Annotated in this window: 11 protein-coding genes; 5 read left to right on the top strand and 6 right to left on the bottom strand. The window is 43.0% G+C overall.

The window, feature by feature from the left end; all coding sequences use genetic code 11:
• Positions 1–254 precede the first annotated feature (254 nt).
• Together hpaI and NI469_RS14185 are read left to right on the top strand one after the other, a co-directional pair.
• Positions 255–1,049 (top strand): 4-hydroxy-2-oxoheptanedioate aldolase, encoded by a 795-nt coding sequence (gene hpaI, locus NI469_RS14190; RefSeq protein ID WP_253175574.1) that lies wholly within the window; start codon positions 255–257, stop codon positions 1,047–1,049.
• A gap of 680 nt (positions 1,050–1,729) precedes the next feature.
• Positions 1,730–1,948 carry a hypothetical protein gene (locus NI469_RS14185; RefSeq protein ID WP_005251621.1) on the top strand — a complete coding sequence of 73 codons (219 nt, stop codon included), beginning with the start codon at positions 1,730–1,732 and terminating at the stop codon, positions 1,946–1,948.
• A gap of 28 nt (positions 1,949–1,976) precedes the next feature.
• On the opposite strand, the gene NI469_RS14180 is transcribed toward NI469_RS14185, so the two are convergent.
• Together NI469_RS14180 and NI469_RS14175 are read right to left on the bottom strand one after the other, a co-directional pair.
• Complete coding sequence (locus tag NI469_RS14180) at positions 1,977–2,696, bottom strand: UDP-2,3-diacylglucosamine diphosphatase (RefSeq protein WP_253175573.1); 720 nt, start codon at positions 2,694–2,696, stop codon at positions 1,977–1,979.
• Positions 2,697–2,806: 110 nt separating this feature from the next.
• Positions 2,807–3,316, bottom strand: coding sequence for a peptidylprolyl isomerase (locus tag NI469_RS14175; RefSeq protein ID WP_004279844.1), 510 nt, complete (start codon positions 3,314–3,316; stop codon positions 2,807–2,809).
• A gap of 423 nt (positions 3,317–3,739) precedes the next feature.
• Between NI469_RS14175 and NI469_RS14170 the strand changes: the two genes are divergently transcribed.
• Positions 3,740–5,467 (top strand): glutamine--tRNA ligase/YqeY domain fusion protein, encoded by a 1,728-nt coding sequence (locus NI469_RS14170; RefSeq protein ID WP_004279842.1) that lies wholly within the window; start codon positions 3,740–3,742, stop codon positions 5,465–5,467.
• Between the two features lie 69 nt (positions 5,468–5,536).
• Positions 5,537–6,448, top strand: coding sequence for a bestrophin family protein (locus NI469_RS14165; RefSeq protein WP_253175572.1), 912 nt, complete (start codon positions 5,537–5,539; stop codon positions 6,446–6,448).
• 83 nt (positions 6,449–6,531) lie between these two features.
• Here NI469_RS14165 and NI469_RS14160 read toward each other — a convergent pair whose 3' ends face one another.
• The 4 genes from NI469_RS14160 to putA all read right to left on the bottom strand — a co-directional run bounded on the left by NI469_RS14160 (position 6,532) and on the right by putA (position 12,972).
• A complete protein-coding gene (locus NI469_RS14160; RefSeq protein WP_026055785.1) occupies positions 6,532–7,092 on the bottom strand; it encodes a lecithin retinol acyltransferase family protein in 561 nt (186 codons plus the stop codon).
• Between the two features lie 392 nt (positions 7,093–7,484).
• Positions 7,485–7,709 carry a hypothetical protein gene (locus NI469_RS14155; RefSeq protein WP_034436106.1) on the bottom strand — a complete coding sequence of 75 codons (225 nt, stop codon included), beginning with the start codon at positions 7,707–7,709 and terminating at the stop codon, positions 7,485–7,487.
• 243 nt (positions 7,710–7,952) lie between these two features.
• Positions 7,953–9,035, bottom strand: a complete 1,083-nt coding sequence (gene trmA / locus NI469_RS14150) for a tRNA (uridine(54)-C5)-methyltransferase TrmA (protein ID WP_253175571.1) — start codon at positions 9,033–9,035, stop codon at positions 7,953–7,955.
• A gap of 184 nt (positions 9,036–9,219) precedes the next feature.
• Complete coding sequence (gene putA, locus NI469_RS14145; RefSeq protein WP_253175570.1) at positions 9,220–12,972, bottom strand: trifunctional transcriptional regulator/proline dehydrogenase/L-glutamate gamma-semialdehyde dehydrogenase; 3,753 nt, start codon at positions 12,970–12,972, stop codon at positions 9,220–9,222.
• 118 nt (positions 12,973–13,090) lie between these two features.
• On the opposite strand from putA, the gene NI469_RS14140 reads away from it, so the two are divergent.
• A complete protein-coding gene (locus NI469_RS14140; protein ID WP_253175569.1) occupies positions 13,091–13,585 on the top strand; it encodes an Lrp/AsnC ligand binding domain-containing protein in 495 nt (164 codons plus the stop codon).
• The last annotated feature ends 142 nt before the right edge of the window (positions 13,586–13,727 follow it).

The following is a 13,727-nucleotide window of genomic DNA, read 5'->3' as shown; positions in this document are numbered from 1 at the left end:
AACCATCGTCCTAGAAAAACACTAGGTTGGTATACACCGAGTGAAGTTATGGCTGGTTTTTATACTGTTGCACTTGCCGCTTGAATCCGCCATAAAAAAGCATCAGGCAAAGCCTGTTCTGAAATGATCTTGAGTTGGATTCAAGCAAAACTTAGAGTTAAATCAGATTAAAACCCAGTTTTTGTCTATTGGCACTTTTAAGTGAGAAGCGTTTAATAAGAGACATCGCCGGCAACATGAAAATAGGTTAGCGGATGCAAGTCACCAATTATTTTAAACACAAACTGAAAACCCAGCAGCAAATCGGCTTATGGATTGGACTGGCGGATGCCTATGGCACCGAGATTGCGGCAAATGCAGGCTATGACTGGCTGCTGATTGATGGTGAGCATGCGCCCAGTGATTTGAGAACGACTTTGTCGCAACTGCAAAGTATTGCTGCTTATCCCTCACAAGCAGTGGTACGACCGCCCATTGGTAGCGTGCAACTGATCAAGCAACTCCTTGATATCGGTGCACAAACGCTGTTGATTCCGATGGTAGAAACCGTGGAACAGGCCGAACTCATGGTTAAGGCAGTCCGTTACCCACCTGAAGGGATTCGTGGTGTTGGTGCTGCACTGGCACGTGCCACCCGCTGGAACAGCATTCCGAATTATTATCAGACGGCACATGAAGAAATCTGTCTATTGATCCAGATTGAATCAGTAACCGGACTGGAAAATCTGGATGCTATTCTTCAGATCGACGGGATTGATGGGGTATTTATTGGTGCCGTTGATCTGTCTGCCACTATGGGTTATCAAGGTGATCCGAATCATCCTGAAGTACAAAAAGCTGTAATTGATGCAATTCAGCGGATTCGTGCAGCTGGCAAGGCTGCAGGAATTCTGTCAACCCAGCATGAAGTGACGCAAAAATATATCGAACTTGGCACTGAGTTTGTTGCAGTCGGCGTAGATACCAGTGTTTTGATGAATTCCTTGCGTGATCTATTGGGGAAATATAAAACGGATATCAATGTGAATAATCCGGCAGGTGGTTATTAATCAACAAGAGATTCTGAATGAATAGCTGGCTTAAATTTTTGGTTTATTTTTAACCAGAAATTGTTTGGGATGAGCTATTCATTCAGCTATAAGAAAATCATAATGAATCTTCAGGAAGCGGAACAGTTTTTACAAAAACAGAAAAACATCTTAGAAAATAAACGTCAGCAAAGAACTAGGAGAGCGCAACAAGCTTTTTTATGATTCACGTACTTTTGCAGTCTTAAATGCTATTTTCTTTATCCTGAATTATCAACAAACAGGAGAATGGAACTTGCTGTACCTCGGGCTGAGTTTCATGTCTCTAATATTGATTTTCAAGTATCTAAAGACAGGTTTTGTTTATCAACGGAAATGAAATAACGTTAAAATGAATTTTAGATAATAAAAATCAAAAGCCTAATAATTAACAAAGCATGAAAAAAACTCTTAAGAATCCCATCCTCTTGTCATTACAATGTAATTTTGCTTTTACTGGATAAATAGCTTACACTGGTTGCACTTCAAGCAAGTACTGTTCTTGCTTCTATTATTATTTTAAGCTGATTGTGATGTACTTTTCAGTTCAAGTATTTGAACTCAAATAAGATCTACTAACCATAGAACTATTATGTAAACTAGGTTGTTATTAATCTCTCTCCATATAGTCACAAAAAGCTCATATCGTGTGAGTAAATATTTTGATCAAAATCAATGAATGGCATATTGCCACGGCCACTGATGGCAATGAAATTAACGTGAAACTGGTTCCATTAAAGCGCAAGCAAAATACAATGGACGGTTTTATCTGGGTTGAAGTCGGTAAAATGATTCAATTGCCAACGGGTGAGGAGTTTCAGTTCAATCTCGATGGTAAAAGTTTCTATACTGGGGTAAACCAGCTTTATCGTCTGTGTTAAGCAGATCCATATCGTAAAAAGTGGCTGATTAATATCGCCACTTTTTTAGTTTCAGGGTATCAAAACTTTGATCTTCCTGAATTTCCAGAATCTCTGCACTGTCTTCTTTCCAGTCGCCCAGCACAATTCTTCTCTTTTGACCCAGTTGATGAATAGCTGCGCGATGTGTATGACCATGGATCAGTACATCTACGTCCTGTAATACCAGCTCAACTGCATGCGGGTTGACATCCATCACTTCATAGCTTTTAAACTGTTGTGCCTGATGGCTTTGCTGACGAAAGCGGTTGGCCAGTCTGGTTCGAAATGAAAGCGGGGTTTTTCTTAAGAAACCCAGTAGCCAGGGATGACGAATAATCTTTTTAAAACGCTGATAGGAGACGTCATCGGTACATAATGCATCGCCATGTTCCAGGCGAAAACGTGTTCCGGCAATAATAAGCTGATCGATTTCAGGAAGAAGCTGCCCGCCAAATCGAGCTAAAAATTTGCTTCCCAAGACAAAATCCCGGTTGCCGGCCTGAAAATAGACCTGATTCCCAGCCTGAGTAAACTGTTTTAATGTAGTGACAATCTCGTCCAGCCACGGAGCTGTATAGTCATCACCAATCCAGGCATTGAACCAGTCGCCCAAAATATACAGTTGGGTATTTTGATCTTGATATTCAGTTAATAAATCTAAAAACCCCCGAACGAGTCGAGGGTGATCAGGTGACAAATGTAAATCTGAGATAAACAGATAGGTCACGAATCTTTTCCTTTTATTCCTCTCTAGATCCCTCATTCATCTGAGGGATTTTCCATTACACCGTTTTAAAGCATCGCTTTAAAACTCATAAAGAACGGAGAGGACGTTTTTTATTCAGAAATGATTTTTGCAGATTCGATTACTACGTTTTCTAGAGGAACGTCAGCGTGGTAGCCACGGTTGCCAGTACGTACGTTTTTGATTTCGTTCACAACGTCCATACCTTCAACCACTTTACCAAATACGGCATAACCCCAACCTTGAGCAGTTTTGCCAGAGTGGTTAAGGAATGAGTTGTTTTTTACGTTAATGAAGAACTGAGCAGAGGCAGAGTGTGGAGCTTGAGTACGCGCCATTGCAATCGTACCTTCGTCATTGGTCAAGCCGTTGTCTGCTTCGTTTTCGATTGCATCACGTGTTGCTTTTTCTTTGAAGTTTTCATCCATGCCGCCACCTTGGATCATGAAACCATCAATAACACGGTGGAAAATTACGCCGTCATAAAAACCGTCACGTACGTATTCTAAAAAGTTAGCTACGGTTTTAGGTGCTTTTTCAGCATTGAGTTCTAGAACAATACGACCTTTATTGGTGTTTAATTCGACTTGAGGAAAACTCATTGTGTAATCTCCTGATCATGGACGAGTGCCATGGTTTTTTCTGAATGAGTGAAGCATAAGCAAACTACAATCGACAAGGCAAGTAAAAACATTATTTTCTTTGTTAAAAGCATAAAAATAATACCTTATTTATACGTTGATTTATCAAGGCATTTCAAATGCTGCCAGACAGGGCGTTATATTCCGGGCAGGCACAAATTGAATCATTTTCCAGTTTCGTAAAGTGTTGATATTTTAGTTTTGGGCAGCTTGCTGTATTTTCACTTTTTAAAATGAGTGAATTGAAATCAAATACCGTAGTTAGCGGTTGAGAGATTAATCACCTATAGTTAAACTAAGGAACTTTGATAATGAATATACGTACAACTTGTACGATTAAATATTCGTTAATCCCTTTTTAACTTTAGAAGTGAATGATTGATCATGAAGCCAAATGATGTTGTGACATCTCTGCCCGAGAACCCGACCCAGAAGAACAATGCAGTCGATTCAGTGCAGCAGCAAGAACAACAACCAGGCTTGGACTTTGTACGTCAGGTCATTACTGATGATTTAGCCGCTGGTCGTACTCAACAGGTGGTGACGCGTTTTCCGCCTGAGCCGAATGGCTATTTACATATTGGCCATGTGAAAGCAATTTGCTTGAACTTCGGTATTGCTGAAGAATTTAAAGGTGTGTGTAACCTGCGTTTTGACGATACCAACCCAGATGCCGAAGAGCAGGAATATGTTGATGGTATTGCCAATGACGTGAAATGGCTGGGCTTCCAGTGGGAAGGCGAGCCGCGTTATGCATCAAGCTATTTCGATCAACTTTATACTTGGGCAGTTCAGTTAATTGAGCAGGGCGATGCCTATGTGGATTTGCAAAGTCCTGAAGAGATCCGTTTGAACCGCGGTAATTTCGTTGAGCCAGGCAAAAACTCGCCACAACGCGATGCAACGGTTGCAGAAAACCTGGAGCGTTTTGAGAAAATGCGCAGCGGTGAATATGCAGAAGGTCAGGCTGTATTACGTGCCAAGATTGATATGACTTCACCGAACGTGCATATGCGTGATCCGATTCTGTATCGTATCCTGCATTCTGAACACCATCAGACTGGCGATAAATGGAAAATTTATCCAATGTATGACTATGCGCATCCATTGTCTGATGCGATTGAAGGCATTACGCATTCACTCTGTACCCTGGAATTCCAGGATCATCGTCCGTTCTATGATTGGGTAGTGGCAAAAGTTAAATCACCATCCGTGCCACGTCAGTATGAATCGAGCCGTTTGAATGTGGACTATACCATCACCTCGAAACGTAAATTACGTAAACTGGTGGAAGGTAGCTATGTTCAGGGCTGGGATGACCCACGTATGCCAACTGTAGTCGGTATGCGTCGTCGTGGTTTCACACCTGAAGGTCTACGTGATTTCTGTCAACGTGTTGGTGTATCGAAGGTTGATGGCAGTATCGTCGATGTGGCCATGCTGGAATACTGTATTCGCCAGTCTCTGGAAAATACCGCCGCTCGTGGTATGGCGGTGTTAAATCCATTAAAAGTGACGTTAACCAACTTGCCAGCCGATATGGACCTGACCCATTCACGTCATCCGAATGTCGATATGGGCGAGCGCGTTATTCCATTGACGACTGAGCTGTATATTGACCGTAAAGACTTTGAAGAAGAACCACCAAAAGGCTTCAAACGTCTGATTCCAGGCGGTGAAGTCCGTTTACGTCATGCCTATGTCATCAAATGTGACGAAGTCATTAAAGATGAAAATGGTGAAGTGGTTGAACTTAAATGTTCGATTGATCCTGAAACTTTAGGTAAAAATCCTGAAGGTCGTAAGGTCAAAGGTGTGATTCACTGGGTATCTGCGACTAAAGGCGTTCCTGCGGAAGTGCGTATTTACGACCGTCTGTTTACTGAGTCTGATCCTGAAGTGGGTGATGACTTCTTGGCAAACCTGAACCCTGAATCATTGAAGGTGGTTCAAGCCGTAATTGAGCCTGCTTTGGCACAAGCACAACCGGAAGACCGGTTCCAGTTTGAGCGTGAAGGCTATTTTGTGGCAGATCAATACGATCATTCCAGCGAAAAACCGGTATTCAACCGTATCCTTGATCTTAAGGACAGCTTTAAACCTGGCAAATAAGCTGGTTTAAGTCAGAATGTAAAAAGCCCAACTCTGGTTGGGCTTTTTCAATACAGCAGGGAAAATTGCATGATTGTGCGTGATAAGAATAATAGTTTGGGTTTACTGTTTGCCTGGCAGGGAACAATTCTGCCCAAGGTGCTGCCCGCATTGGTTTTGGTGGTCTTTATTTCCGCTTTACTGGTGTATTTGAGTCAGGCGCATTTCGTCAGCCTTCCTGCTGTTCCGGCAATTGGCTTTACCATTTTTGGTGTCATTCTCTCGATTTTTTTAAGTTTTAGAAATACAGCCTGCTATGATCGCTGGTGGGAAGGGCGCAAACTTTGGGGCGCGCTGATTGCCACCACGCGTCATTTATGCCGTGATAGCCACGTTCTGGACGATCAAACCCGTGAAGTCTTATTGTACCGCATGATGTTGTTTACCCATCTATTACGTGACCGGTTGAGACAGCAAACGCCCAGTATTCAGACTTATCAAGCTACTACCGGTTTTGAACCCAAGTCATTCGAGCAATTGCCGATGCAAATCAATCCATCACAATGGGTGCTAGAACAGATGCAAATAGAGCTGGTACAACAGTATCAGCAGGGCAAGATCAGCGATATTATTTATAACAACCTGAATCAGCACACTGTGGCTTTGGGAGATATTCAGGCCGGTTGTGACCGGATTTTGTCAACGCCATTACCATTTTCTTATTCGGTATTGTTACATCGTGCGGTTTATTCTTTTTGCTTTATCCTGCCTTTCAGTTTGCAGGCGAATTTAGGCCTGTGGACGCCGATTCTGGTCGGGTTGATTGCTTATATGCTACTCGGGCTCGATGAGCTCAGTGCGGAGCTGGAAGAACCCTTTGGCTTGCAGGATAACGATCTACCGCTAGATTCAATTGTACGGCTGGTAGAGCGGGAAACCCTAAGCTCTTTAGGTAAAGCACTACCTGAGGCAATTCAAGCCAGAAAAGGCTATTTGACTTGATTCCTTATCAACATCATCAAAATGTAAAACACGAACTTAAAATTTCTTGCTCACAAAAAATCATCGGCAGGCTGAGCTTTAAATTAACGATGTTTAAGATTGGTCAGGTCTGACACTTTGGTTTTAGCCTGATCTTGCAATTCACGGTATTGTTGCAAACGCAGATTGGCTTTATCTCTGAGTTTTTTCTTGATGTACAGCGCCAATGCGAAACTGGTCGTGGTCAGGGTCAGGAACATGCTGTTCATAAAACTCATCATCGAGCTGATATAACCAATCGTGGTCAGGCGATTCATCATATAAATTACTTGCGGGCTACTTTCCACACCGGTAATCGCCCAGGTACACAAATGTTCGCAATTATTAATAATCAGATGATAGTTGTTTTCATGCATTCTGGACCGCATGCGGCGCACCACTTTACGACCTTTATATTTTGCCGAGTCATAATGTTGCATATGAATTGGTTTGCCATGACTGAATTTTTCAATAGAAGTTATTTCAATCGGGCGTTTCTTGAATAAATGCGCAAAGCCGGAATAATGAATGACACGACCACGTCCGGCGTAAATCCCATGATGGGTATAACCGAAATGTTTAACCATAAGATGTGCGCCTATGGGAAACCGTTTAGTCTGTTGCATATCAGAATTAAGCCATTTAAAAAAGCATTGTCGTTTAATAGGAAGTGTACTGTGTTTTGCTAAATTAATCGATGCCTTGCCTGAGTTTCAGATCAGAATTGAAGAGTTATTAAGCCAAGTTTTAAAGGAGCTAGAAGAGAGCAGAATTTAGAACATATTCTTCTGATAAAGGTTTTAAATAGCCTAAGCAAGTACTAAAATTTCTGCAAAATCACAAGCATGGATCAAAGAAGTCATTCAACATTTTCTGCCTGATCCCTGAAGCTTTTAAAGTTGAAGTTAATAAACTATGCTGAAATAGAGAAGACCAAACCCTTAAACTAAACTTTCAAGCATAAAAAAAGCACCTGACTACGCAAGTGCTTTCTTTATACGGCTGTAACCTTGGCCGATTACTGCAATGGCAAGTGCTGAAGTTCATTCAGTTCTTTGCGGCTATAGCCGCGAGATACCAGAACCTTTTTAATTCCGATGATGATTTCTTCATCAGTAGCTTTAGAAAGTGCTTCAAGAAGCTGTTCATTTGTCTTGCAAGAGCAATCATTTTCAACACAAGCGATTTGATTCTTGTGTTCATTGTGTTGTTCATTAGAAAACAACTTTTGCCAAAAACTCATAGAGCCTTCATACAACAACCTAACATAGAGTGAAATATAGCCAATTAAATAAATAAAGCAATAGGACCTATGTGATAAAAGCAGCAGTTGATCTTGAAAATTTCCGATGGAAGCCTAAAGGTCTAACGATATTTCTTGCTGTACAAGTCAATATTTATTATTAAATAAATGATTTTTAATATAAAAATTGGAGCTTTGAAAAGCTCCATTTTTGTAACAATATAATAAATTGAAACTAATTCTTTATACTTTTTCCAACAAGACACCGGTCTCAACATGGTGCGTATACGGGAACTGGTCAAACATGGCGAACTTGCTGATTTTATGCGTTTGAGACAACTGTTTCAGATTGTCATATAAGGTATCTGGATTGCAAGAAATATAAATAATACGTTGGAAACGCTGTAACAGTTTCAGCGTTTCATCATCAATACCAGCACGCGGTGGATCGACAAATACCGTATCAAAATCATAAGTCGAAATATCAATTTGTGCTTCCTGCAAGCGACGGAAAACACGCTCGCCATTATAGGCTTGAGTGAATTCTTCGGCAGACAGACGCGCAACCTGAATATTTTCAATCTGGTTCTGCTCAATATTCCACTCAGCTGCATAAACTGAAGATTTGGCTAATTCAGTGGCCAAAACACGGCGGAATTTGGTCGAAAGCGGTAGGGTGAAGTTGCCATTGCCACAATAGAGTTCCAGCAAATCTTTATCTGATTGTTCCGCTGCATCACATGCCCATTCCAGCATTTTTTGGCAGACTTGTGCATTCGGCTGGGTGAAGCTGCTTTCGATCTGCTTATATTTATAACGACGGTCAAAGACCGATAGCTCTTCCACTACATATTCATCTGTCAGGACGAATTTCTGGCCACGGCTTCGGCCAATCAGTTTGATATTCAGCTTTTCCGCCAGGGCTTTCGCGGCAGGTTCCCAGCTTTCATCCAGCTTGCGGTGATAAATCAGGGATACCAGAACCTGACCACTTAACGTCGCCAGAAAATGGACTTCAAATAGACGATGACCCAGATTGGCATCTGCCTTGAATGCTGCCAGTAGTTGCGGCATCAAGTCATTAATACTGCGGTCTGCAATTGGAAATTCATCAATACGAATCACTTTTTTATTGTTGTTTTCGTCACGTTCGAACATGGCATAAAACAGATCATCTTCAGTATGCCAGATCCGGAATTCAGCACGCATGCGGAAATATTTTTCAGGAGACTGGAATACTTCTAAAGCAGGTGGTTGATATTCGGCAAACTGAGCGCTGATGCGTTCAATTTTGGCTTCAAGTTGTTGCTGATAAGATGAAGTCATATGCAGTAAGAAATCGCAAATATTTTAAAGCGCAAATGGTAGCAAAAAATTGCCGATCTGCCTAAGCCTATTGTAGTCAAGCCGCTTTAAAAGCTGCATAAAAAAGACCAAACCTTCTGAGGAGAGAGGTTTGGCCATAAAGAGGAAAGATTTAAGCTAAAAATGCTGAGATGATTGGACTGATTTAGAGATTATCCATCGTCATCAAGCTGGCATTGCCGCCTGCCGCCGCCGTGTTGATACTGATCGCGCGTTCAATCACAAATCGCTCGACCGGAATATCATAGTTGCCCGAAGTTAAATGGGTGATACCAATAATTGGACCTTGGCGTGTTGCAATGCGTTTCTGCAAGTCAATCAGTTCAGTAGTGTCACCATGATGCAGGACGGCATCAAACGCGCCTGTTTCAATATCCCGGACCACTTTAAATTGCTTGCTGACCGCGGTTGGCATGGTTGGTAAATATTTCAGAATAAAAGTATTGTCAGCCAAGAATGCAGGACGACTGCCGACCGATAAAATTGCCAGAATTTGCTGAATCTGGTCTTGCTCTGTGTGGGCTAAGGATAGAACGCTTTCACGTGGCAAGATTAGGTACTGATTTTCCTCACCGGTTGGACCTTGCAGGCTAAAGTTTTGACCAGTCGCAATTTGCATAGGTGCTTTTAAGGATAAAGTAGGGAAATTTTTAGCTGCCCAGGCTTTAAACTCCTGAACAAGGTGATTTTCAACAAGTGCTGAACCCGCTTGAACTGCATAAGGCTGCGCCAGTTTTTTCTCGGATACTTGATGCATTAAACGGTAGATATACAGTGGGCCACCCGCTTTCGGGCCGGTGCCGGACAGACCTTCGCCACCAAAAGGCTGGACGCCCACGACCGCACCGACGATATTGCGGTTAATATACAGGTTGCCGACTTCTGCTCGCGCAATCACGGTTTGCATGGTTTCATCAATACGCGTGTGCAAACCCATGGTCAGGCCATAACCCTTACTGTTGATCTGCTCTAATAACTGTTCCAGTTCGCCATATTTATAGCTGATCAGATGCAATACCGGACCAAATACTTCACGTTCCAGATCATTCAGATTTGGCAGTTCAATCAGGGTCGGCGCAATGAATGTTCCTTGAGTTAATTCAGTCTGGTCTTGATTAAACATCAACTGATGAACTTTATGACCTTTGCTGCGCATCTGCTCAATATGCTTTTGGATATTTTGTTGGGCTTCTGCATCAATCACTGGACCAATATCGGTTTTCAGCAAGACCGGATTGCCAACACGCAACTGTTGCATGGCACCTTTGAGCATGTTGCGAACAGCCTCCAGATTATCCTCCTGAACACAAAGGACACGCAGGGCAGAACAACGTTGACCGGCACTGTCATAGGCAGAGCTCACAACATCCAAAACCACCTGTTCAGTCAGGGCGGATGAATCCACAATCATGGCATTCTGACCACCGGTTTCAGCAATCAGGGTGACGCTTTCTCCAAACTGATTCAGACGTTCTGCAACGGTTTTTTGCAGAATTTGGGCGACCTCGGTGGAACCGGTAAACATGATGCCCTGAATACGTGGATCTGCACTGAGCTGTGCACCAATGGTTTCACCACGGCCCGGCAATAGCTGTAACACATCCTGCGGAATGCCGGCTTCCCATAAAATCTGTACGGCTTGTGCTGCAATGAGCGGTGTTTGTTCAGCCGGTTTGGCAATCACGGTATTGCCAGCGACCAGCGCTGCTGAAATCTGACCGGTAAAAATCGCCAGCGGGAAGTTCCACGGACTGATACATAGTACAGTACCTAAAGGCTGGATCTGTACATTGTCATTGAGATCCAAAACTTGAGCTGCATAGTAACGCAAGAAATCTACCGCCTCACGCACTTCGGCAATCGCATTGGCATAGGTTTTACCTGCTTCACGAGAAAGAAGAACCATGAGCGGTAGCAGGCGTTCTTCCATCAATTCTGCGGCTCTATTCAGGCAGGCAGCACGCTCATTTTTTGACAGATTGGCCCAGAAACTTTGTGCATTAACTGCTTGGGTGAGTGCAATTTCGGTCTGTCCAGGAGTTGCTTCATAGACTGTGCCGACCACATCCTGATGTTGTGCCGGATTGATTACGGGAACTGCATGGGTTGTATCCACGCTGCTAAATGCCGTTCCCATAGCCGCTGCCTGAAATTGCGTATTTGCCAGACTGGATGCGACTTCATTTAAAATACTGAGTTCAGCATCATTGGCCAAATCGAGTCCTGAAGAGTTAATGCGTGCATCAGCATAAAGATCTTGCGGATAAGGAATACGAGGATGCTTGGCACCCAATACGCTTTCCTGTTTTGACGCCTTTAAAATGGTTTGCTGTGGATTTTCAATTAAATCCTCAATGTTTAAAGTTTTGTCGGCAATACGATTGACGAAGGACGTATTAGCACCATTTTCCAGTAAACGGCGTACCAGATAAGCCAATAAGGTTTCATGATTGCCGACTGGCGCATAGATCCGGCAGGGTACACCGAGTTTATTTTTCGATGGGTCGCCCACGACATTTTCATATAGCGGTTCGCCCATGCCATGCAGACATTGAAACTCATATTGGCCGGCATAGTATTGCTCGGGTTGCGCCAGTTGATAGATCGTCGCTACCGTTTGTGCATTGTGAGTGGCAAATTGCGGGTAGATGTAATCCGGTTCAGCTAGCAGCTTACGCGCACAGGCGATATAAGACAGATCGGTATGTACCTTACGGGTAAATACTGGATAATCCGATATTCCATCAATCTGGGCTTTCTTGATTTCGCTGTCCCAATATGCGCCTTTGACTAGACGAATCATCAAGCGTTTCTGGCTGCGCTTCGCCAGATCAATGATGTAATCCACGACATAGAAGCAGCGTTTTTGATAGGCTTGAATCACAAAGCCAATGCCTTTCCAGTCCTGCAATTGTGGTTCAAAACACAGGCGTTCTAACAGTTCAAGTGAAATCTCAAGGCGATCACTTTCTTCAGCATCGATATTTAAACCAATATTGTATTGCTTGGACAAGACCGCGAGTTTCAGTACTTTTGCATAGAGCTCATCATGCACGCGATCCATTTGCGAACGCTGATAACGGGGGTGCAGCGCAGAGAGTTTGATAGAAATGCCAGGCCCGTCATAAACATCTTTATCCTGTGATGCTTGACCAATGGCATGAATGGCTTGCTGATAATCCTGATAATAACGTTCAGCATCCGGATCGGTCAGTGCTGCTTCACCCAGCATGTCATAGGAATAGCGAAAGCCTTTTTCTTCCAGCGGCTCCGCATTTTTCAGTGCTTCATCAATGGTTTCACCCGTAACAAACTGCTCGCCCATCATGCGCATGGCAACATCGACGGCCTTACGGATAATCCCGCGGCCACTGCGTGCCAAAAGACCAGTCAACAAGCTAGACAGGCTCTTTTGCTGCGGGGTTTCCATCAGCTTGCCAGTCAGCATCAGTCCCCAGGCTGCCGCATTCACAAACATTAGCTGGCTCTGACCCAAATGTTCTTTCCAGTTACCTTGATTGATTTTGTCTCGAATCAGCAGGTCACGTGTGGCTTTGTCCGGAATCCGCAGCAAGGCTTCTGCCAGACACATCAGGGCAATGCCTTCCTGAGAGGATAAAGAAAATTCCTGCAATAATTGGACAATACCGGCTTTCCCAGTGGAACTTTTGCGTTCACGTAAGGAATGTGCGAGATCAAAGGCAAGCGCCTGAATCTTGTCACTCATTTCGGAAGAAATTTCACTATGGGCCAATAACTCTTCGACGCATTCAGTTTCAGCACGACGCCATGCCGTATTAATACGTTCTTCGTATTGGTTTTTGTGTTTAAATTCAGCAATATAATTCGAATGCTGGGCTGAATCTAAAATTGAATCTGGGCGGAGAGTGGTTGGCATAGTGACTTCCTGTACTGCGTCAATCAGTTCTTTGAGGTGAATGAGTTTTAATCTATAATCACAGAATATTTGACGAATATCTCACTATAGTTTTCGCTTTTTTTAGAGAATAATTTTAATGCCAAGTCCTTATTTGAACCTTGACCGTATAGATATTCGTATACTGGGTTTATTGCAATCCGATGCCAAGCTCTCCAATATCAAACTGGCTGAACTGGTCAATCTGTCGCCTACGGCAGCCTTGGCGCGTGTACAAAAGCTGATCCGGGAAGGTTTTATTGTGGGCTATGAAGCGCGCCTCAATCCAGTCATGTTGAATAATGGTTTTGTGGTCTTTGTTGAAATTTTACTGGATAAAACCACACCGAATGTTTTAGATGAATTTTCCCATGCTGTGCGGCAGATTCCTGAAATTATCGAATGTCATATGATCAGTGGCGGTTTTGATTTCGTGGTGAAAATCCGCTGTGCCAATATGGATGAATTCCGCAAAATCTCTGGTCAGATCTTGTGGCAATTGCCCGGAATTAAAGAAACGCGCAGTTATCCGGTGATGGAAGTGATTAAAGAAAGTCAGCGGATTCATCTGAAAATGCCGGGAAAAGCCAAGTAATTTTCAAGAACTTCATTTGTGAATCTAAGAAACATAAAAGGGACGATTAAGTCATTGCTGTCCCACAATTTTTCACAAGAGGAAGCTCATTTGAGCTTCCTCTTGTTTTATGGGTATTTTATCGGGTGAAAATAAAGCTTTT

The organism is Acinetobacter lwoffii, from assembly GCF_024129735.1.
Lineage (GTDB): Bacteria > Pseudomonadota > Gammaproteobacteria > Pseudomonadales > Moraxellaceae > Acinetobacter > Acinetobacter lwoffii_H.
Note: the sequence above shows the minus strand (reverse complement) of the source record. Positions and strands in the feature narration are given on the sequence as shown.